Source organism: Actinomadura alba, assembly GCF_014323705.1.
Lineage (GTDB): Bacteria > Actinomycetota > Actinomycetes > Streptosporangiales > Streptosporangiaceae > Actinomadura_C > Actinomadura_C alba.
The window spans coordinates 141,144-162,499 of the sequence record NZ_JABVEC010000005.1 but is presented as its reverse complement, the minus strand read 5'-3'; the positions used below and the strand labels follow the sequence as shown (position 1 = coordinate 162,499).

Sequence of the window (21,356 nt, the reverse complement as noted above, 5' to 3'; positions counted from 1 at the left end):
ACCATGAGAGTCCTCATCACCGGCGGCGCCTCAGGACTCGGCGCGGCCGTCGCCCGCAAGGTCCTTGAGCACGGTGGACGGCCCCTTGTCCTCGACCGCCATCTGCCACAGGTAACCGTCGAGCACATCCAGGCCGACCTGTGCGACCGGCGGGCGGCCGAGCGCGCCGTGCACTCCCTCGCCCGTCACGCCGACGGCCTGGACGCCGTCGTCACGGCCGCCGGCATAGACGCCTGCGGCATGCTCGGCACCGTGCCCGCCGACGACTGGGAACGGGTGGTACGGGTCAACCTGCTCGGGACCGTCGCCGTCGTCCGCGCAGCGCTGCCCTACCTCACCGCGGCCGGCAACGGCCGGGTGGTCACGTGCGCGTCCACCCTCGGACTGCGCGCGGTCAGCGACGCCACCGCCTACTGCGCCGCGAAGTTCGGCGTGGTGGGCTTCACCAGGGCGCTCGCGGTCGAGACCGCCGGGCGGATCGGGGTGACGCTCCTCGTGCCGGGCGGCATGGACACCGCCTTCTTCGACAGCCGCGACGAGCAGTACCGGCCCCCTCCCGACGCGAAGCTCAACCGGCCCGAGGACGTGGCCGCGGCGGTCCTGTTCGCGCTGGTCCAGCCGGCCGGATGTGAACTGCGCGAGCTCGTCATCTGCCCGTCCCAGGAGTCCTCCTGGCCGTGACGATGATCATGGCCGGACCCATCCGCGTCGCCGTCGCATTCGCCGACGTCCGCGCGGCGATCAGCCGGCGGCGCGGTCGGTCAGTGGGCGGCGGCGTAGCGCGGCATCGGCCAGTACCGGCGGGGTCCAGGCCCCGTCCGGGTGGTACAGGTCGGTGCCAGGCGGCACGATCTCATCGATCCGGTCCAGCGCCGCGTCGTCCAGGGTCAGCGAGGCGCCCTTCACCAGCGACTCCAACTGCTCCATCGTGCGCGGCCCGATGATGACGGAGGTGACCGCGGGGTGGGCGGCGGCGAAGGCGACGGCAAGCTCGGGCAGAGAGCAGCCGAGGTCCTGGGCGAGCTCGGCGAACCTCTCCACCGCGTCGAGCTTGACGACGTTCTCGGGTATCGACGGGTCGAAGCGCTTGGGTGTCAGCGCGGCACGGCCCGTGGACAGGTCGATCGGCCGGTCCTTCCGGATCTTGCCCGAGAGGTACCCCGAGGCGAGCGGGCTCCAGGTCAGCACGCCCATCCCGTACCGCTGGCAGACCGGGAGCACCGACGCCTCGATGCCGCGGGCGACCAGCGAGTAGGGCGGCTGCTCGGTCCTGAACCGCTGGAGGCCGCGGCGCTCGGCAACGTGGTAGGCCTCGGCGATGTCCTCGGCCGGGAAGGTCGAGCAGCCGAACGCCCGGATCTTCCCCTGGTGCACGAGATCGCTGAGCGCGGAGAGGGTCTCCTCGATTTCGGTCGTGTGGTCAGGCCGGTGGACCTGGTAGAGGTCGATCCAGTCGGTTCCGAGGCGCCTGAGGCTGTCCTCGACCTCCCTGACGATCCAGCGCCGCGAGTTGCCGCGCCGGTTGCGGCCCTCCCCCATCTGGAAATGCACCTTGGTGGCGAGTACGACGTCGTCACGGCGGCCCCGGAGCGCCTTTCCCACGATCTCCTCCGACTCTCCCGCGGAGTACATGTCCGCGGTGTCGACGAAGTTGATCCCCTGGTCGAGCGCGGCGTGAATGATGCGGACACAGTCGTCGTGGTCGCCGTTGCCGACGGCGCCGAGCATCATGGCTCCCAGGCAGTGGACGCTCACCTCGATGCCCGTGCCGCCGAGGGTGCGGTAACGCATGAGCGTGCTCCCTTGCTGTCGAAGTCGCGCCGCACACTAGGCCCTAGAGTCGGCTCTAGGTCAAGCCCTATCCTGGGTGGCATGGCGGAGACCACACCGAGCATGAGCATCGGACAGGTCGCCGACCGCACCGGACTGAGCATTCACACGCTGCGCTTCTACGAGCACGAGGGCATCCTGGCCAACCCCGTGCACCGTGACCTCGGCGGGCGTCGTGTCTACAGCGAGGACGACGTGGAATGGCTGACCCTCTGCACCGTCCTGCGCGCCTCGGGCATGCCGCTGCCCGCCATCCGCCAGTACACCGAGCTGGTCAGGCAGGGAGCCGGTAACGAGGAGCAGCGGCTCACCGTGCTACGCCACCACCATGAGCGCGTGACCGCTCAGATGGGCCGGCTGAGCAAGAGCCTCGACCTGATCAGCTACAAGATCAGGGTGTACGAGGACATCGTCGGCCACGGCGCCCCCGGCGACAGGTGCAACGCGCCGTCCCGGCCGCCGGACGCGGACCGGGCCGACCCAGGCTGAGCGAACCGCCGACGTCACCTGCCGCCTCGGCCGAGAGCAGTGGCGGTGTGGCTAATGGCGCTGCGCCGTCAGCCACGAGCGGACCTCCGGTGGCTCTCCGCCGGGTGGACCCGCCATCGGCAGCCGGACCTCGATCCGGGTGCCGATGCCGGTGGCCGGCTGCGACACGGTGACGCTCCCGCCGTGCCGCTCGGCCTGCTGGCGTACGAGAGTGAGCCCGAGACCGGAGCCGGGGCTTCCGGCGCGGCGGTGGAACCTGCCGAAGACCGCAACGCGCTCGGCCGCGGGGATGCCCGGTCCGGCGTCCTGTACGGCGAGCAGCGCGGCCGGGCCCTGCGGGGTCAGCGTCACGGTGATATCGGCATGACCCCGTCCGTCGGTTCCGTGAACGGCGGCGTTGTCGACCAGGTTGTGCACGATGACGCGGAGCCCCTCTTCCCAGCCGCGGACCCGTACCTCACCGTCGACCGGGCAGGTGATGGTCGCATGCGGTTGCCGGCGGCGGGCGTCCTCGACGGCGGTGGCCACGACCTCGGTGAGCTCGACGTCGGCGGCGAACGTGGCGGCGTCGGCAAGTTCGCCGCGGGCCAGTTCCCGCAGCATGGTGATCAGCCGCTGCATCCGGACGTGCTCGGCGACCAGATCGGCGATGATCTCCGCCCGTTCGGCGGGCTCGAGGTCGGGATGGTCCAGCAGCGTGAGGTTGGTGCTGACGCTGGTCAGCGGCGTCCGCAGCTCATGCGCCGCGGTGGCGGCGAAGGCGCGCGCCGCCTCCAGCGCCTCGGCCGTGCGCGCGACCGCCACGTCACGGCGTCCCAGGAGTTCGTTGACCAGGGCGGCCAGCTCGTCGATCTCGCTCACGCCGGAGTCGGTCCCGAGCCGGGCGGCGCTGCCGGACGGCAGGTCGAGCGACTGGGCCTGTCTCGTCAGCACGGCGAGGGGACGCACCGCGAAGCGGCCGAGGGCGAAGCCGACCGCCGCCCCCATGCCGACCGCTGCCAGCGTCACGAGTGCAAGGCGCCGGCGCAGCAGGTCCAGCTGCCCGGCGAGCCGCTGCTCCGGCTCCAGTATCCAGACCCGCGCCCGGTCGCCGTTCCTGCGGCGCAGTGCCAGGTCGGCGGCGACGTACCGCCAGGCGGCGCCGTCGGCGGTGAAAGTGGCCGGGCCGCCGGTCCCGGCGGGCGGCATGACGGAGGGCACGGTGCCGATGGTGAAGGGCTCGGCGCCGGGAACGTACAGATAGACGCCGCCCGGCGCCTCCGCGCCGAGGGCCGCCCCGGCCAGCCGCTGTGCGGCGGCGTCCGGCGAGATCTTGGAAACCGGCCGGGCCCGCCGCGCGTACACCGTCGCCATCGGGACGAGCGCCCGCAACCGCGTGGTGAGGTGCCTGTCCCGTTCGGCGCGCAGGTCGTGGGAGGCCAGGCGCAGCATGGCGATCCCGGCCAGCAGGACGAGGAGCGGTACGAGCAGGGCGACGCAGACGGCGAACCGGGTCGACAGTCTCATGACCGCTCGTCCCGCAGCACGAACCCGACACCGCGCACGGTGTGCAGCATGCGCGGCTCACCGGCGGCCTCGAGCTTGCGCCGCAGGTAGCCGACGAAGGTGTCCACGGCGTTGCCGGTGACCTCGAAGTCATAGCCCCAGACCCGGTCCAGGAGTACCGGGCGGGACAGCACCAGGCCCGCGTTGCCCGCGAACACCTCCAGCAGGTCGAACTCGCGCCGGGTCAGCTCGACCTCGCGGCCGTTCAGCGTGACTCGGCGGGCCGTGGGGTCGACCGTGAGCGGGCCGACCCGTACCACGCCGCCGGGCTCGCGGCCCGCCCTGCGCAGCAGGGCGCGCAGCCGCAGCACCAGCTCAGCCAGGTCGAACGGCTTCACCACGTAGTCGTCGGCACCTGCCGCGAGACCGGCCACCCGGTCGGCCACCTCGTCGAGGGCCGACAGCATGAGCACCGGCACCTCGGCGCCGCGCGCCCGCAACTCGGCGCACACCTCGATCCCGGACAGGCCGGGCATGGAGACGTCGAGCACGATCGCGTCGGGATCGGCGCTGCCGGCCAGTTCGAGCGCCCGCCGACCGGAGTCGGCGACCTCCACCCCGAAGCCCTCCAGCCGCAGTCCGCGCCGCAGCGAACGCAGGATGGCGGGGTCGTCGTCGACGGCGAGAATCCGGGGTCCGGTCATCGAGGCTCCTGCCCTTTGTCGGAGGTCAGGGTACGCGGCCGCAGCGCGCCCGCGGCCGCGTACCCGGCCCGATCCGAGGCCCCTGCCCGGGCGGCACCGCCCGGCCGGAACCCGGGAAGGTGCGGTCAGGGCTCGGCGACCTCGCGCTCGGCCTGGTCGGCCGCGCCCTCGGCTTCGGACACGGCCTTCTCCAGCTCGGAGATCTCCTCCTGGGAGATGTCGCTCTGAGACGGCGCGGAGTCCCGCGCCGTCTCGGCCGAACCGCCTCGGCCGCCCTGCGACGTACCGGAGTCACCGGCCGGAGGCTGCTCCGAACCCCCGCAACCCGCGACGGTCAGCGCCAGGCAGAGCAGCCCGGCGGGCACCGCGACCCGCCATCGCCCCGCGAACAACTGCATGATCACGGCTGGGTTCCTGGCGTGATCATGCAGTTGTTCGCGGCTGTCGGCGCCGCTCACCCGCCGGTCCCGGTACGGAACCCATGCGACTCGCACCACTTCTCGACCTTCGGCAACTGCTGCTGCCGGAGCTTCAGGGTGCTGAGCCGGGACTGCCGGATGCGGACCCGCCCGTCGAGGATGTCGGCGAGCGCCGCGTCCTTGCTCCGGACGGCGGCGGCCCGCTTCTGCAGGCGCTGTATCGAACCCCGCGCCGCCGGACCGGCCGACAGCCGCTTGACCAGCCGGTCGACCCGCTTCTCCACGCGGTCGGCGCGGGCGCACATCCGCTTGGCCCGCTTGGCCAGCCTGTCCTGTGCGGACTTGTCGGGCGCGGCGGACTTGGACGAGGCCGTCGGAGACGGCGTCGGGGTATCCGCCTGCGCGGCGGGGCCGCCCGCGAACACCAGTGCCCCGACCACGCCCGCACCCATGATGCTTCTCCACGACCTGCGCGACATGCTCTTCGCCATGCGTCGTCCTCCCGATCGGTTGATGGGAGGACGACGCTAGACGACCTTCTTGGCAGAACCTTGAGAAAGCCCGCCCCTCGCTCTCCTCGTTGAGTCGCGGCGTGTCGGTGGTGTGGAGGCGCTCCGGGCACCGACACGCCGCGAGTCGACGAAGGGTCAGCGCAGCCAGACGGCCGTGTCGGTGGGCAGCCGGTCACCCGCGAGCGGGCCGCTGGCGAGCAGCACCGACTCGTGCGGCGGCAGCGGTACGTCCTCCGCCGACAGGTTGACGACGCAGGTGAGGCCGGAGTCCCGGCTGAAGGCGAGCACGCCCTCGCCGAGCGGCAGCCAGGTCATCGTCCCGTCACCGAGGAACTCGCGGCGGATCCGCAGGCCGGCCCGGTAGAGGTTCAGCATCGAGGCGGGGTCCCCGGTCTGCGCCTCGACCGTCACGTCCCGCCACCCGGCGGGCTGTGGGAGCCACGGCTGGCCCGCCCCGTCACCGAACCCGAACGGGGGTGCGTCGCCGGACCAGGGGATCGGCACGCGGCAGCCGTCCCGGCCGACGTCGGTGTGCCCGGAACGTTCCCAGATCGGGTCCTCCCGCACCTCGTCGGGAAGATCCTCGACCTCCCAGAGACCGAGTTCCTCGCCTTGGTAGATGTAGATGCTCCCGGGCAGCGCCATGGCCAGCAGCGCGGCCGCCCTGGCCCGGCGCAGGCCCAGCTCCAGGTCGGTGGGTGCCCCGTGCCCGCGGTCGTTGTGCGAGAAGGACGTGTCCGCGCGGCCGTACCGGGTCACCGGCCGGGTGACGTCGTGGTTGGACAGCACCCAGGTCGCCGGCGCGCCCAGCGGAATGTGGGTCGCCAGCGTCAGGTCGATGACCCGGCGCAGCGCGGCGGGGTCCCATTCGCAGGACAGGAAGTCGAAGTTGAAAGCGGTGTGCATCTCCTCCGGCCGCAGGTAGAGCGCGAACCGGTCGGGCTGGTCCGGCAGCCACAGTTCGCCGATCAGGATGCGGTCGTCGTACTGGTCGGTCAGCCGGCGCCAGTCCTGGTAGATCTCGTGCACGCCGTCGTGGTCGGTGTAGGACTCCTCGATGCTGTCCAGGTCCTTGACCACCACCGCGGCGGAGTCGATCCGGATGCCGTCGACTCCCCGGTCCAGCCAGAACCGCAGGATGTCGAGGAACTCCTCGCGCACCTCGGGGCTGTTCCAATTGAAGTCCGGCTGCTCGGGGGCGAACAGGTGGAGATACCACTCGCCGTCCGGGACCCGGGTCCACGCGGGACCGCCGAAGATGGACTTCCAGTCGTTGGGCGGCAGGTCGCCCCGGCCCGGACGGAACCAGAACCGCTCGCGCGCGGGCGAGCCGGGGCCCGCCGCGACCGCCTCGACGAACCACTGGTGCTGGTCCGAGCAGTGGTTCGGCACGATGTCGATGATCGTTTTGATGCCGACCTCATGCGCCTCCTCGATCAGCTTCTCGGCCTCGGCCAGCGTGCCGAAGAGCGGATCGGTGTTGCGGAAGTCCGCGACGTCGTAGCCGCCGTCGGCCATCGGGGACGGATACCACGGGTTGAGCCAGATGGCATCGACCCCGAGCTCGGCGAGATAGGGCAGGCGGCCGCGCAGGCCGGCCAGGTCACCGGTGCCGTCGCCGTTGCCATCGGCGAAGCTGCGCAGGTAGACCTGGTAGATCGCGGCTCCCCGCCACCACGTTTCAGACATGTTCTTACTTTCTCCTTAAATGATCAGCCCTTGGGGCTGCCACCGGTGAGGCCCGCGAGAATGTGCCGTCGGCAGGCTGAAGGCGAGCTCAGCCCTTGAGGCTGCCGGCGGTGAGCCCGGCCATGATGTGGCGCTGGAAGATGAAGAAGACCACGATGGTCGGAACGCTCGCGATCACCAGGGCCGCGATCAGCGTGTTCTGCGGCATCTGGGCCGACAGCGAGGCGATGCCGACGCTGATCGACATCTTCTCGGCGTCCTGCAGCACGAGCAGCGGCCAGACGAAGTCCCGCCAGACGTTGACCACGGTGAAGATGGACACCACACCGATGATCGGCCGGGAGACGGGCAGCACCACCTTCCACAGGATCCGGGACGGCGAGGCGCCGTCGATCTCCGCAGCCTCGAGCAGCTCCCGCGGAATGGAGTCGAAGAAGCGCTTCAGCAGGAAGATGTTGAAGCCGTTGGCCACCGCCGGGAGCCAGATCGCCCAGGGCGTGTTGAGCAGATCCCAGTGGAAGATCGGCAGGTCGTGCACCGTGAGGTACGCGGGCAGCAGCACGACCATCGTGGGGATCATCAGCGTGGCGAGCATCGCCCCCAGGATCAGGTTGCCGAGGATCGGGCGCAGCTTGGAGAGCGCATAGGCCGCCGACACGTCGAAGACCAGGGTGAACATCCAGGCGCCCGCCGCGTACACCACGGTGTTCTTGAGCAGCAGGCCGAGATCCATCAGATCCCATGCCTCGCGGTAGGCCGTGAAGTCCACCTTGGACGGCAGGAACGGCGAGGGCATCTGAGCGAGCTCGTCCGGGGACTTCATCGCCCCGGTGACCATCCAGAACAGCGGGAAGACGAAGATGGCGGTGAAGCTCACCAGCACGCCGATCAGGGTGGCCCAGTAGATCCGCCGGCCCCAGCGGGAGTTCCGCTGTTGTGCCGAGACGATCGTACGGACCTCGGTGGTCGGCTTGCGGCGCCGCCTGGCCCGGTGCCGGGCCGCGCCCTGGCGCCGCGGGCCGGCCGGCTCCTCGACGGTCGGCTCCCGGAGAGCGGTGAGATTGGACATGCGGGTCCCTAGCCATTCTTCTCGCGCGATATGCGCAAGTACGCGACGGAGAAAACCATCAAAACGAGCATGAGCATCAGGCCCAGCGCGCTGCCCGCGCCGAAGTTGGTGAAGTTGAACGCGTACTGGTACATCAGGTAGACGACGCTGACGGTGGCGTTCTCCGGCCCGCCTCCGGTGAGCAGGTACGGCTCGATGAAGACCTGCATCGTGGCGATGATCTGCAGGAGCAGCATCACCGCCAGGATCAGCTTGGTCTGCGGGATCGTGACGTGCCAGATCCGCCGGATGATGCCGGCGCCGTCCAGCTCGGCCGCCTCGTAAAGCTCGCTGGGGATCGTCTGCAGTGCGGCGAGGTAGATCAGCGTGCCGCTGCCGAGGTTCATCCAGGTCGACACGATGACCAGGGAGAGCAACGCCGTGCTGGTCGAGTCGAGCCAGCTGAGCCCCGGCAGGTTCGCCAGCCCGAGCATCTGGTTGAACAGGCCAGGTCCCGGGTCGTAAAACCACTTGAACAGCAGCACCGCGACGGCCGGCGGCAGCATGACCGGAAGGTAGACGACGAACCGCAGATAAGCCCGCGCGTGCCGCAACTCATTGAGGACGATCGCGATGAGGAACGGGATCGCATATCCGAAGACCAGCGCCAGCAGGGTGAACACCACGGTGTTCACCCAGGCGGGCTTGAACGCAGAGTCCTCGAACACGGTCTTGAAGTTGTCAAAGCCCACCCACACGGGTGGGTCGACGAAGTTGTTCTCCTGAAAGCTCAGGATGAACTCACGGATGATCGGATACCAGGAGAAGAACGCGAAGCAGATCAGCGCCCCGCTCAGAAAGCCGTACGCCGACAGGTTGCGGCGCAGGTTCCGCTTGAACCTGGTGGGTTTCCGCTTCCCGCCGGGCCGGGTGGGGCTCGCTACGGCCATCGGTGTTCCTCCAACGCGCATCCGATCCGTACTCGTTGTGCGAGGTGCCGGCCCAGTAGTGGGCATGGACCGGCACCCCTGGTCTCGGGTCGGCTAGCTCTTGGCCAGCAGCGCGTTGACCTTCGCCTCGGCATCGGACAGCAGCTTGCTGACGTCGGCGTCCTGCCTGGTCAGTACGGCCGACATCGGGGTGTCCAGGACCGCGTAGATCTCCTGGGCGAGCGGTGGCTCGGGCTTGGCGGCGACGTTGGCGGTGCCGGCCGCGTACGGCGCGAAGTTCTCCACGGGCACCGTGGCGTTCGCCTTACGGTCGGCGGCGATCTGCTGGCCGGGCGGCGTCGTGCCGTACAGGTCCGGGATGGGCAGGCCGACCGGCCTTCCGACGGCCTTGAGGCGCGGGTAGTCGAACTGGCCCTTGCCGGGTGTCAGGTACTGGTACTCGAGCCAGAGCAGGCCCGCCTTGATCTTCTCAGGGGAGGCCTTGCGGTTGAACATGTACCCGGAGCCGCCGTTCAGCGCGGCAGTGGCCTCGGGCTGCGCGGTCACCCCGAAGTCCTCGATCTTCCCGCGGAACTTGTCCTGCAGGTCCCGGGTCACGTCCGGAGCGCCGAGCATCATGCCCATCCGGCCTCCGGCCATCTGCTGCATCAGGTCTTCCCACTTGATCGAACGGCGGGTGCCCATGCTGTTGTCGGTCCAGCGCATGTCCTTCAGCGTCTGCAGGACCGCCTTGCCCTGGTCGGTGTTGAAGGCCGCCTTGGTGCCGTCGGGCGTGACCGCGTCCCCGCCCCGGCCGTACAGCGACGCGGTGAAGTGCCAGCCGCCGGTGTTGCCCCCGCTGTACTCGCCGAAGCCGACGTAGCCGGCGCCGAGCCCGGCGATCTTCTTCGCGGCCTCACGTACCTCCGCCCACGTCTTGGGCGGGTTGTTCGGGTCGAGGCCGGCCTTGGTGAAGAGCTTGCGGTTGTAGACCAGGCCCATCCCGTACCCGTCCCGGGGCACTCCGTAGGTCTTGCCGCCGCTCTTGAAGATGTTCGTGACGTCGGGCCGCAGGTCCTTCCCGTTCTTGAGGGCACCGACGTAGGAGGAGATGTCGGTGGCCTGGCCCTGCTGGATGATGCGCGCGACGTTGGGGAAGTTGACGTAGAAGACGTCCTCGAGCTGCCCACCGGCGAGCTTGGCCTCGAACGTCTTCGGTTCGTAGCAGGGGAACGCGTCCTTGCTGACGACCTTGATGTTCGGGTGCAGCTTCTCGAACGCGACGACGTCCTCGTCCCAGAGCCTGCGCTCCTCCTTGGCGGTCTTCGGCGGCTGGCAGGCGACCGTGACCGATACCTGGCCGGGGGTGGCGCCGGCGCCCGAGTCGCCGTCACCGTCATCTCCGCCGCAACCGGCGGCGGTCAGTGCGATCCCCGTGACCAGCAGGATCGTGAGCTTACGGGATTTCATCAACGAACTTCCTCCTGGTGTGGCACACCGCTGCGGCTGAGGTCTCGGCCCCCGACATCCCAGGCCCGCCCGGCAAGGTCACCTTGCTGTTACGGGCTTATTTCGCGTACCGGTGCCCGAAACATATGAGGACGGACAAGCTATTGCAATAGTTCAGCAGAAGTTCGCAAGAGTTCAACAGTCTGCGCCCCGGCGCGCACACAGGCACGACAACGGCAACAGCGGCACGACAAGAGCGTCCGAGGAGTCGACGGCACGAGGGGCCGGACCGAAGCCGGCACCCTTCAGGCGGGAACAGGAGATTCCGCCCCCGCTCATGGGGGGTCGGTGAGCGGCTAACCGCCGACGGCGCCGAGGGAGGTGACCCGGCTCGCCGAGGAGGCCGGTGCCGTCGACGCCCGGACCACCAGCTCGGGTTCGAACAGCAGCTCGTCGTTGGGCACCCTGGCCTTGTCGATCTGGGCCACCAGCATGTCCACCGCGGCCCGGCCCATCGCCTCGATCGGCTGGCGGACCGTCGTGAGCGGCGGATCCATGCAGGTCATCAGGGCCGAGTCGTCATAGCCGATCACCGAGATGTCGGCCGGCACCGACAGGCCACGGCGGCGGGCCGCCCGGATCGCGCCCATGGCGAGCACGTCGCTCGCGCACACGATGCCGGTCACGCCCTTGTCCAGGAGCCGGCCGGTCGCCGCGTGGCCGCCCTCGAGGGAGAAGGTCGTGTGCTCGACGAGCTCGGGCCCGGTGGGCAGGCCGGGCCGGGACAGGCCGAGATAGGCCTCCAGCTTGCGCCGCGAGGGCATGTGGTCGGGCGGGCACAGGACCATGCCGATGCGCTCGTGCCCGAGGGCGGCCAGGTGCCCCACCGCCTGCTCCGTCGCCACGGCGTCGTCGCACGAGACCCGCGGGAAGCCGAGGTGGTCGACTGCCGCGTTGACCAGCACGGTGGGCAGGCCCCGCTCGACCAGCCGCTCGTAGTGGTCGTGCGAGGCGTCCGCCTGCGCGTAGAGCCCGCCCGCGAACATCACGCCCGACACCTGTTGCTGGAGCAGCAACTCCACGTACTCGGCCTCGGACACCCCGCCCACGGTGCGCGTGCACAGGACCGGGGTGAGCCCCTGCTGGGCGAGCGCGCCGCCGACGACCTCGGCGAAGGCCGGGAAGATGGGGTTCTGCAGCTCCGGCAGCACCAGGCCGACCAGGCGCGCGCGGTCGCCGCGCAACTGCGTCGGCCGCTCGTAGCCCAGCACGTCGAGGGCGGTGAGCACCGACTCGCGCGTCGCTTCCGAGACGCCGGGCCGGCCGTTGAGCACCCGGCTCACGGTCGCCTCGCTCACCCCGACCTTCTTGGCCACGTCGGCAAGTCGTCGTGTCATGACGGCAAGCCTACGACAGGGAGCGCAAGCGGTTGCGGGCTCCTGCCCAGGAATGACGGGACCTCCGGCCCGCACGCGAGGGCGGCGCCGACCGATCGCGGGCGACGGGTGGGATCGTTCCAACACCGGTTGACCTGTACACCGCTATTTCCGTAGCCCTACTAGGAATTTGTAAGCTTCTGTCAAGTCATTGCAAGACCCTGTCAAGCGACTTATCGTGTGGCGCACTCCCGGTAGCCGTCACACAGCAGAGTCGGCGCCACCCCGCCGGGCACAGGCGGTCCCCGCTTCCGTGACCGCCTTCGCGTCCCGGCGCCGACGCGGAAGGGTCACGCGATGAAGAGACCTGGCCACCCCCCGGATTACAGGATCACCACCCACGCCACCGGACGTCCCGCCGTCATCGTCGCGATCATGATGTTGATCGCCCTCGTGTTCTCGCTCGTCACCGCGCTGCCGTCACTGATGCGGCCCGCCGCCGCCGAGGCGGTGGCCGAATCGCCGTTCGACGTCCCGGGCCGCGGCGCGACCGTCCCCTTCACCGAGATCGAGGCGGAGGACGCCGCCACGAACGGCGAGCTCATCGGGCCGGACCGCGTGTACACCCGCCTGCCGTCCGAGGCCTCCGGCCGCAGGGCGGTCCGGCTGAGCGCCGCCGGCCAGTACGTCGAGTTCACCCTCACCAAGCCGGCCAACGCGATGTCGGTCCGCTACAGCGTGCCCGACAACGCCGCGGGCACCGGGCTGACCGCGCCCGTCGACCTGCGGATCAACGGCACCAAGCTCAAGGACCTGTCGTTCACGTCCAGGTACGGCTGGTACTACGGCGGCTACCCCTTCGGCAACAACCCCGGCGCCGGCAGCCCGCACCACTTCTACGACGAGACCCGCACCATGTTCGGCTCGACGCTGGCGGCCGGGACCAAGGTGCGCGTGCAGGTCGCCTCGACGTCGATCTCGCCGTGGTTCGTCGTCGACCTGGCCGACTTCGAACTGGTCCCCGACCCCATCGCCCGCCCGTCCGGCTCACTGTCGGTCGAGGACTACGGCGCTGACCGCACCGGCGCCGCCGACTCCACGGCGGCCGTGCAGGCCGCCGTCGACGCGGGCCGGACCCAGGGCCGGGTGGTCTGGATTCCCCAGGGCACCTTCAAGGTGACGAACCACATCATCGTCGACAACGTGACGCTGCGCGGCGCCGGTCCCTGGTACAGCGTGCTGGGCGGCAACCGCGTGGGCGTGTACGGCAAATACGTCGCCGACGGCGGCCCGAGCCGCAACGTCCAGCTCAGGGACTTCGCGATCATGGGCGAGGTCACGGAGCGCAATGACGGCGACCAGGTCAACGCCATCGGGGGCGCGATGAGCGACTCGGTGGTCTCGAACGTCTGGATGCAGCACAACAAGGTCGGCGCCTGGATGGACGGCCCGATGAACAACTTCACCATCACCGGCAGCCGCATCCTGGACCAGACCGCCGACGGTGTGAACTTCCACCGCGGCGTCACGAACTCGACGGTCACGAACACGTTCGTGCGGAACATGGGTGACGACGGCCTGGCGATGTGGGCCGAGACCGACAACAACGTCGGCAACAGGTTCACGTTCAACACGGTCGTGGTACCGGTCCTCGCCAACAACATCGCGATCTACGGCGGCCGCGACATCACCGTGAGCGACAACGTGCTGACCGACACCGTCACCAACGGCGGCGGGCTGCACGTCGGCAACCGCTACCCCGGGGTGAACGGCCCCACCGCCGTGTCCGGCACGTTCACGCTGGCCCGCAACACCCTCATCCGGGCCGGGAACTCCGACTACAACTGGAACTTCGGCGTCGGCGCCATCTGGTTCAACGGGCTCAACCAGCCGATCTCGGGCGCCGCCATCAACGTCACCGACACCGACGTCCTCGACAGCTCGTACGCCGCGATCCACACCATCGAGGGGAGCGTGACCGGCGTCAACTTCAACAACGTCAACATCGACGGCACCGGTACCTTCGCCCTGCAGCTCCAGGCGCCGGGCTCGGCGAGCTTCACCAACGTCCGGGCGCAGCGGATCGGGTACTCGGGCCCCATCTACAGCTGCCTGGGCAACGGGTTCACCATCAACCAGGGCTCGGGCAACTCGGGGTGGTACACCTCCACCCCCTACTGCGGGCCCTGGCCCGCGCCGGTGTACGGCGGCGGAGGCGGCGACCCGACCCCGACGCCCCCGGGCTGCCAGGTCGGCACGGGCAACGTCGCCGCGCGCAAGCCGATCAGTGCGAGCGGCCACACCCAGTCGTACGTCGCCGCGAACGCCAACGACGGTGACAGCAGCAGCTACTGGGAGAGCCCCAACAACGCCTTCCCGCAGACGCTGACCGTGGACCTCTGCGGCACGGTCAACGCCCGGCGGGTCGTGCTCAAGCTGCCGCCCTCGGCGGCGTGGGCCACCCGCACGCAGACCATCGCGGTGCTGGGCTCGGCGAACGGCACCGACTTCAGCACGCTGGCGGGCGCCGCCGGCCGTACCTTCGACCCGGCCACGGGCAACACCGCGACCATCACCCTGCCCGGGACCGGTGCGCGGTACCTGCGGCTGAACTTCACCGGCAACACCGGCTGGCCGGCCGGTCAGGCGTCCGAGTTCGAGGTTTACGCCTCGTAGCCCGGAGCCGTACGGCTCGGAGGGGCCGCCACCCCTCCGAGCCGTGCCGCCTCCGTCGGCCGTGACGGGCCGGCGGTCATTGTCGAGACGGCCCGCGGCGGGCACTCTCTGGGGATGGGCAGTCGTCCACTGGAGGTGCGCCGGTATGCCCGAACCTCCGCCCGCCGTGCATCGGGCGATCCTCGCGGTCGACGTGGAGAACTTCGGAGATGCCGGCCGGACCAATCCGGATCAGGTCGAGGTCCGCAGCGGCCTCTACCGCTCGATAAGGCGGGCGTTCGAGGCCTCGGGCGTGCCGTGGGCGGCGTGCCATCACGAGGACCGCGGCGACGGGGTCCTCATCCTGGTACCGCCCGACGTGCCGAAGATCCGCCTCGCCGATCCCTTTCCCCGGGAGCTCGCCGACTCTCTCGCCGCGCACAACGCGACCTGTGGGAGGGGCGGCCGGATCCGCCTCCGGATCGCTCTGCACGCCGGCGAGGTGCACTTTGACGACCACGGTGTGGCGGGCACCGCCATCAACCTGACCTTCCGGCTCTTGGAGTCGCCCGCGTTGAAGGCCGCCCTCACGGACTCGCCGGGCGTCCTGGCCCTCATGGCGTCGGAATGGTTCTTCGACGAGGTCATCCGGCACGACCGGCGCAGCCGGCCCGGCACCTACCGGCGGATGCGGGTGTCGGTCAAGGAGACCGTGACCACTGGACGGGTGTGCCTGCCCGACCATCCCTACCCACCGGCGGAGGAGCCCGACGCGTCCCCGGTCGTGCCGCATGGGCGAACGGCCGGGAGCACCGTCGGCCACCCGGCGACCTGGAACGTCCCGAGTCGCAACCGTTCGTTCGTCGGACGGGAGGGGATACTGGCCCGGCTCTCGCGGATCCTGCTCGCTCCCGATGACCGCGGGGCGACGCCCGCCTGCGTGGTGCACGGAATGGGTGGAGTCGGCAAGACCCAGATCGCACGGGAGTACGCCCATCGCCATGGCCCGCACTACGACGGCGTGTGGTGGGTGGACGCCGGACAGCCGTTCTCCGTCGCCCAAGGTCTCACCGAATTGGCCGACCATCTGGGCATACCGGGCGATGGCGCGCGGCGGCGAGCGAACGCGCTGTGGCGGGAGCTCGCGTCCCGAGGCCGATGGCTCGTCATCTACGACAATGCCGAGGACCAGCGCGACCTCCAGCCCTGGTGGCCGACCGCGGGTGTGGGCGGGGTGCTCGTCACCTCCCGGACCTCGTCCTGGTCGATCGCGCACCCGGTACCGGCGCCGCCCTTCACCCGGGCCGAGTCCATCGCGCTGCTGAGCCGGGACTCCGGACAGGACGACATGGCGGACGCCGGGAAGATAGCCGATGAGCTGGGCCATCTCCCGCTCGCCCTCGAGCAGGCGGCGGCCTATGTCGCCCGCAACCGAACGAGCTGGACGCACTACCACGACCTGCTCCGCCGATCGCCGGCGCGGATGATGCACGTGAACGGGCCGGACGACTACTCCGGTACGGCCGCGACGACGTGGTCGCTCTCGATGAGCAGGGTGAGGGAGCAGCATTCGGGTGCCGCACACCTGCTCAAGCTGTACGGCTTCTTCGACCCCGACCACATCCCGCGGGACCTCGTCGGCGCCGACCCCCGCGACCTGCCGTCGCCACTGGCCGAGCTGGCGACGGACCGGGTCGCCTACGACCAGGCGATCGGTGCTCTCGCCGAGTACGCGCTCGTCGACGCGACGCCCGAGACGGTCAGCGTCCACCGGCTCGTCCAGACGATGGTCCGGCAATCCCTCCTGCCGGAGGAGCAGGGCGTCTGGGCCGGCGCGGCGGCACTTCTTCTGGCCGGGCGCTTCCCCGCGACGCCCCGGCTTCCCGACTCCTGGCGGGCATGCGGCAGGCTGCTGCCCCATGTCGCCCAGGTGGCCGCCCACGCGCGCCGCGGCCTCATCGCACCCGTCGAGACCTCGGACCTGTGCCAGCGCGCCGCGGCCTACCTCGAGGTGCGCGCCCAGCACCGGCAGGCCCTCGACCTGCTCGATCACGCGCTCCCCCTCAGAGAGCACGCCTTCGGCAGGGACTCCGACGAGTACGCCGAGACGATCACGTCACGTGGCGAGGTGACGTGTTACCTGGGGCACCATCGGCAGGCGGTCGACCTGGCTCGATCCGCCCTCACCATCCGGGAAAGGCTCGCCGGACCCGGTTCACCGTCGCTCGTACCGACGCTTCGCCTGCTCGGCCGCGCGCTGACCGAGGCCGGGCGGCCGGCCGAGGCGGTCGTCGCCCTGGAACAGGCGGTCGGCATCTGCGTACGAGCCTTCGGCCGGGGCGACGCGCGGACGGCCGAGGCGATCGCCCGGCTCGCCTACGCCCATTGGCGCGGGGGTGACCTGGATCTCGCGCGTGCCGGCTACGCGGCCGCGCACGAGGTGTGGGCCACGGCCGGCACCGCGCCGGGCCGCGAGCGCACCGTCGCGTACCGGTGGATGGGAGCGGTGCTGTGCGACCTCGGTGAGCTGATCGCGGCCCGGGACGTTCTGGAGAAGGCGACCGCGATGGCCCACCACCTCTACGGCCGCGACCATGTGGAGACGGTGCGGGCCGAGGAGGTCCGGGGCATCGTCCTCGCGCGGATGGGCGAACCGGCCGAGGCCGAGCGGTTGCAGCGGCGCGCGGCGCGGTTCATCGAGGAGTTCTACCCCGTCCCCGTGGTGCTCGCCGGAACGCTGACCGACCTGGCCCGTACTTTGCTGATCGCCGGCCGTACGGACGACGCGCTGGCCACCGCCGAACGGGCGGTGCGGCTCTACGTCGAGGGTCATGGCACCACCGACCACCCCTACAACGCGGGCGCCCTCACGGTGCTCGGCATGGCGCGACGGCGTCTCGGCCGGCTGGACGAGGCCGTCGAGTGCTTCGAGCGGGCACGGCAGATCTACGAGAGGTCGAACGGGCCGAGGCACCTGCTCACCGAACTCCGCGAAGAGCTCGCCATGACCCGCGCGGCCGACGCAGGAAACGACGCCGCGGCGGCCGAGGGCGAGGGAGCGGCCGGCTGAGCCCGTCCCGGGTCCTCACTCGACGCCGGTGTCCTCGGGCGTGCCTCGGGCGATCGAGGCGAGCACGTCCAGCGCCGCGGCCAGCGTGTCCATGGACGGCTCGGCTAGCGCGAGCCGTACGGCGCTGGGCGCGCGGCCCGGCGTGATGGCGAACGCCGCAGCGGGAGTGACCGCGATGCCCCGGCGCGACGCGGCGGCGACGAAGGTCTCGGCCCGCCACGGCTCCGGTAGCTCCCACCAGCAGTGATAGGCCCTCGGGTCGCCTGTGACGGCGAACCCGCCGAGACGGTCGCGCATGATCTCCTGGCGCGCCGCGGCGTCCCGGCGCTTGATCTGCGCGAGGGTCGCCGCCGTGCCGTCGGTCAGCCAGCAGGTCGCCGCCTCGAGCGCGAAGCGCGGGGCGGTCCAGGTCCCCGACCTGAGCGCCGCCGCCACCCGGTCGGCGAGTCCCGCCGGCGGCACCGCGAAGCCCAGCGACAAGCCGGGGGCGATGCGCTTGGACAGGCCGTCGACCAGCACCACGCGCTCCGGCGCGAGTGCGGCGAACGGCACCGGTTCGTCGCTCAGGAACGCGTAGATGGCGTCCTCGATCGCGTACAGCCCGAGCCGGTGAAGGGTCTCGGCCAGCTCGGCGCGGCGCGACGCGGTCATGGTGACGCCGAGCGGGTTGTGCAGCGCCGGCTGCAGGTAGACGGCCCTGAGCGGCGCGGCGCGATGCGCGGACTCCAGTGCCTCCGGCACCAGCCCGGCGTCGTCGACCGCCAGCGGGACCAGCGTGACGCCGAGGCGGGTGGCGATGGCCTTGACCACTGGATAGGTGAGCTCCTCGACCCCGAGCCGCTCCCCCACCGGGACCAACGCGGCGATCGTGGCCGCGATCGCCTGCCGGCCGTTGCCGGCGAAGAGCAGGTGCTCTGAACCCGGCGTCCAGCCGGGCCGCGAGAGCAGCTCGGCGGTGGCGGCGCGCACCCCGGGCGTCCCGGACACGCCGACGGGCGGAAGCGCGGCGGCGAGGGCCCCGGGCCGCATCAGGCCCTCCAGGCTCCGGGCGAGCAGGGCCGGCTGCTCGGCCGGGATCGAGAAGTTCAGTTCCAGATCGACGCGCGCGCCGCCCGGCTCGGCCAGTGCGGGCTCGGGCGGGGGCTTGCCCGCCCGCACGAACGTGCCCCGGCCCACCTCGCCGACGGCCAGGCCGCGGCGGACCAGCTCGCCGTACACACGCGCGGCGGTGGACGCGGCGATGCCCCACTCGCGGGCGAACCGCCGCTGTGGCGGCAGGCGGTCGCCGGGGCGCAGCCGGCCCGCGGCGATGTCGGCCGCGAGCGCATCCGCGATCAGCCGGTAGTCGTCCACGTCGCGCCCTCGATCCCCGACCCGGGAACAACATTGCACCGAGTACATTTTTTACTATTGCACCGAGATATTGCACCTCATAGCATCGAGCCGTCAAGCAGCACGGCGATGGCGATCCGGCGACCACCGGCCGGCCGCGCCGGGGAACACGAGGAGATCCACCCGATGAGCACGGCCTCCGTCAACGGGATCACCGTCGGATACGACGACACGGGCGGCGGTGACGGTGACCGCGACCCGCTGGTGCTCGTGCACGGCCATCCCTTCGACCGCACGATGTGGCGACCCCAGGTCGAGCACTTCGGCGCGACCGGCGTACGGGTGATCACCCCGGACCTGCGCGGCTACGGCGAGAGCACCGTCGTGCCCGGCAAGACGCCGCTCGAGACCTTCGCCCGTGACATCGCCGCTCTGCTCGACCACCTGGGGATCGACCGGATCGTCCTCGGCGGTCTCTCGATGGGCGGCCAGATCGTCATGGAGTTCCACCGGCTGTTCCCGCACCGGATCAGCGGCCTGCTGCTCGCCGACACCTCCGCTCAGGCCGAGACCGCGGACGGCGTACGGTGGCGCGCGCGCATGGCCGAGCGGCTGGTCCGCGAGGGCATGGGTCCCTACGCCGACGAGGTACTACCGCAGATGGTCGCCCCGGAGAACGTCCGCGCCATGCCCGCCGTCGCCCGCCATGTGCTGGACATGATGCGGGCCACCTCGCCCGACGGCGCCGCCGCCGCCCTTCGCGGCCGCGCCGAACGCCCCGACTACGTGGCGACGCTGTCGCGGGTGGCGGTGCCCGCCCTCGTGGTGGTCGGCGACCGGGACGAGTTCACCCCCATCTCGGACGCGCGGCTGATGCACGAGCGCCTGCCGGACTCGACCCTGGTCGTCGTCGAAGGTGCCGGGCACATGCCCAACCTGGAACGGCCGGCGGCGTTCAACGACGCTCTGGCGGCCCTGCTGGCGAGGGCATGACGCGGCCGGTCACCTCGCCCAGGCCGAGCCGTACCCCCCCGGGCCCCGGCGCGGTGGCGGTGATCGTCACCTCGTCGCCGTCCTCGAGGAAGGTACGGCGGGTCCCGTCCGGGAACTCCAGGGGCTCGGTGCCGCTCCACGTGAGCTCGAGCAGGCAGCCCCGCTGGTCCCGTTCCGGGCCGCTGACGGTACCGGAGGCATAGAGGTCGCCGGTGCGCAGGGACGCCCCGTTGACGGTGAGGTGCGCCAGTTGCTGGGCACCGGTCCAGTACATCGGCGCGAACGGCGGCCGGGAGACGACATGGCCGTTGATCCGGATCTCCAGTGCCAGGTCGAGGGCCCAGGACTCGCCGGCGTCGTCGAGGTAAGGCAGGACGGCGGGATCGCGCACCGGCGGCGGCACCCGGGCCGGCTCCAGCGCCTCCAGCGGCACCACCCACGGCGACACCGAGGTGGCGAAGGACTTCCCGAGGAACGGGCCCAGCGGCACGGTCTCCCACGCCTGGATGTCCCGGGCCGACCAGTCGTTGACCAGGCACACGCCGAAGACGTGGTCGCGGAACCCGCTCACCGGCACCGGCCGGCCGAGGTCCGAGGGGACCCCGACCACGAAGCCGACCTCGGCCTCGATGTCGAGCCGCGTCGACGGCCCGAACGCCGGCGCCGGGTCCGAGGGGCCCTTGCGCTGCCCGGCGGGCCTGGCGACGGGCGTACCAGAGACGATCACCGTGCCCGCGCGGCCGTGATAGCCGATCGGCAGGTGCCGCCAGTTCGGCGTCAGCGGCTCGGAGCCCGGGCGGAAGATGCGGCCGACGTTGGTCGCGTGGTGCTCGGAGGAGTAGAAGTCGACGTAGTCGGCCACCTCGAACGGCAGGTGCGAGGTGACCGCGTCGCGCCGCAGCAGATGCGGCTCGACCGCGGCCCGGTGCGCTGGATCCGTGAGCCATGAGGTGATCTCGGCCCGTGCGGCCCGCCATGTTCCCGGGCCCGCCGCCATCAGCGGATTCAGCGTCGAGCCGAACAGCAGGTCGGCGAAGGAGAGCCCGCGCGACCGCGCGACCGGGCCCACTTCCAGTACATGGTCACCGATGGCGACGCCGATCCTGGGGCGGCCGTCGGCGGCGGAGAAGACGCCGTACGGAAGGTTCTCCACCGGAAAAGGGGTGTCGTGCGGCGCCGGCGGCCAAGGGGTCACGTCTGTTCCTCCCTGTGCGGGTCCCCGCGGTTCGGGTTCCGCGGGTTCGTTCCTATCGGAACCGGATCCGGACCGGGCCACCGGTCCCGGCCGACCGCGCGCCGGGACGTTCCGCCGGCCGCCACTCGAAGATCACAATGGTGCAACGTCGCGGGCATGCCGTAGTGACGATGTCACGAAC

General features: G+C 70.9%; 17 protein-coding genes. 5 read left to right on the top strand and 12 right to left on the bottom strand.

Going from position 1 to position 21,356, the window contains the following annotated elements:
* Positions 1 to 3: 3 nt before the first annotated feature.
* Positions 4 to 681 carry an SDR family oxidoreductase gene (locus HKK74_RS09435; RefSeq protein ID WP_187242729.1) on the top strand — a complete coding sequence of 226 codons (678 nt, stop codon included), beginning with the start codon at positions 4 to 6 and terminating at the stop codon, positions 679 to 681.
* 60 nt (positions 682 to 741) lie between these two features.
* Here HKK74_RS09435 and HKK74_RS09430 read toward each other — a convergent pair whose 3' ends face one another.
* Positions 742 to 1,791: an aldo/keto reductase gene (locus HKK74_RS09430; protein WP_187242728.1), complete on the bottom strand. Its 1,050-nt coding sequence runs from the start codon at positions 1,789 to 1,791 to the stop codon at positions 742 to 744.
* 81 nt (positions 1,792 to 1,872) lie between these two features.
* Here HKK74_RS09430 and HKK74_RS09425 point away from each other — a divergent pair, with 81 nt between their 5' ends.
* Entirely contained in the window at positions 1,873 to 2,319 is a 447-nt protein-coding gene (locus HKK74_RS09425) for a MerR family transcriptional regulator (protein WP_187242727.1), read from the top strand.
* A 51-nt stretch (positions 2,320 to 2,370) separates the two neighbouring features.
* Here HKK74_RS09425 and HKK74_RS09420 read toward each other — a convergent pair whose 3' ends face one another.
* The 9 genes from HKK74_RS09420 to HKK74_RS09380 form a co-directional block, all read right to left on the bottom strand.
* The gene (locus HKK74_RS09420; RefSeq protein ID WP_187242726.1) at positions 2,371 to 3,825 is read right to left on the bottom strand and encodes a sensor histidine kinase; all 1,455 of its coding nucleotides are present in this window, start codon (positions 3,823 to 3,825) and stop codon (positions 2,371 to 2,373) included.
* Positions 3,822 to 4,508 (bottom strand): response regulator transcription factor, encoded by a 687-nt coding sequence (locus HKK74_RS09415; RefSeq protein WP_187242725.1) that lies wholly within the window; start codon positions 4,506 to 4,508, stop codon positions 3,822 to 3,824. Before HKK74_RS09415 ends, HKK74_RS09420 begins: the two co-directional genes overlap by 4 nt.
* A gap of 125 nt (positions 4,509 to 4,633) precedes the next feature.
* Positions 4,634 to 4,912 carry a hypothetical protein gene (locus HKK74_RS09410; protein WP_187242724.1) on the bottom strand — a complete coding sequence of 93 codons (279 nt, stop codon included), beginning with the start codon at positions 4,910 to 4,912 and terminating at the stop codon, positions 4,634 to 4,636.
* Positions 4,913 to 4,962: 50 nt separating this feature from the next.
* Complete coding sequence (locus HKK74_RS09405) at positions 4,963 to 5,418, bottom strand: hypothetical protein (RefSeq protein ID WP_187242723.1); 456 nt, start codon at positions 5,416 to 5,418, stop codon at positions 4,963 to 4,965.
* A gap of 156 nt (positions 5,419 to 5,574) precedes the next feature.
* Positions 5,575 to 7,128 carry a glycoside hydrolase family 13 protein gene (locus HKK74_RS09400; protein WP_187242722.1) on the bottom strand — a complete coding sequence of 518 codons (1,554 nt, stop codon included), beginning with the start codon at positions 7,126 to 7,128 and terminating at the stop codon, positions 5,575 to 5,577.
* 88 nt (positions 7,129 to 7,216) lie between these two features.
* A complete protein-coding gene (locus tag HKK74_RS09395) occupies positions 7,217 to 8,197 on the bottom strand; it encodes a carbohydrate ABC transporter permease (RefSeq protein ID WP_187242721.1) in 981 nt (326 codons plus the stop codon).
* An 8-nt stretch (positions 8,198 to 8,205) separates the two neighbouring features.
* Positions 8,206 to 9,126, bottom strand: a complete 921-nt coding sequence (locus tag HKK74_RS09390; protein ID WP_222722068.1) for a carbohydrate ABC transporter permease — start codon at positions 9,124 to 9,126, stop codon at positions 8,206 to 8,208.
* Between the two features lie 93 nt (positions 9,127 to 9,219).
* A complete protein-coding gene (locus HKK74_RS09385; protein WP_187242719.1) occupies positions 9,220 to 10,575 on the bottom strand; it encodes an ABC transporter substrate-binding protein in 1,356 nt (451 codons plus the stop codon).
* Positions 10,576 to 10,910: 335 nt separating this feature from the next.
* Complete coding sequence (locus tag HKK74_RS09380) at positions 10,911 to 11,951, bottom strand: LacI family DNA-binding transcriptional regulator (RefSeq protein ID WP_187242718.1); 1,041 nt, start codon at positions 11,949 to 11,951, stop codon at positions 10,911 to 10,913.
* Between the two features lie 336 nt (positions 11,952 to 12,287).
* On the opposite strand from HKK74_RS09380, the gene HKK74_RS09375 reads away from it, so the two are divergent.
* Positions 12,288 to 14,606: a discoidin domain-containing protein gene (locus HKK74_RS09375; protein WP_222722067.1), complete on the top strand. Its 2,319-nt coding sequence runs from the start codon at positions 12,288 to 12,290 to the stop codon at positions 14,604 to 14,606.
* Positions 14,607 to 14,751: 145 nt separating this feature from the next.
* Entirely contained in the window at positions 14,752 to 17,655 is a 2,904-nt protein-coding gene (fxsT, locus tag HKK74_RS09370; RefSeq protein WP_187242717.1) for an FxSxx-COOH system tetratricopeptide repeat protein, read from the top strand.
* 15 nt (positions 17,656 to 17,670) lie between these two features.
* Here the strand turns inward: fxsT and HKK74_RS09365 are convergent, their stop codons facing one another.
* Positions 17,671 to 19,008, bottom strand: a complete 1,338-nt coding sequence (locus HKK74_RS09365; protein ID WP_187242716.1) for an aminotransferase-like domain-containing protein — start codon at positions 19,006 to 19,008, stop codon at positions 17,671 to 17,673.
* Positions 19,009 to 19,173: 165 nt separating this feature from the next.
* Between HKK74_RS09365 and HKK74_RS09360 the strand changes: the two genes are divergently transcribed.
* Complete coding sequence (locus HKK74_RS09360; RefSeq protein ID WP_187242715.1) at positions 19,174 to 19,980, top strand: alpha/beta fold hydrolase; 807 nt, start codon at positions 19,174 to 19,176, stop codon at positions 19,978 to 19,980.
* Here the strand turns inward: HKK74_RS09360 and fahA are convergent.
* A complete protein-coding gene (fahA, locus tag HKK74_RS09355) occupies positions 19,943 to 21,175 on the bottom strand; it encodes a fumarylacetoacetase (protein WP_187242714.1) in 1,233 nt (410 codons plus the stop codon). The genes HKK74_RS09360 and fahA overlap by 38 nt on opposite strands.
* Positions 21,176 to 21,356: the final 181 nt, after the last annotated feature.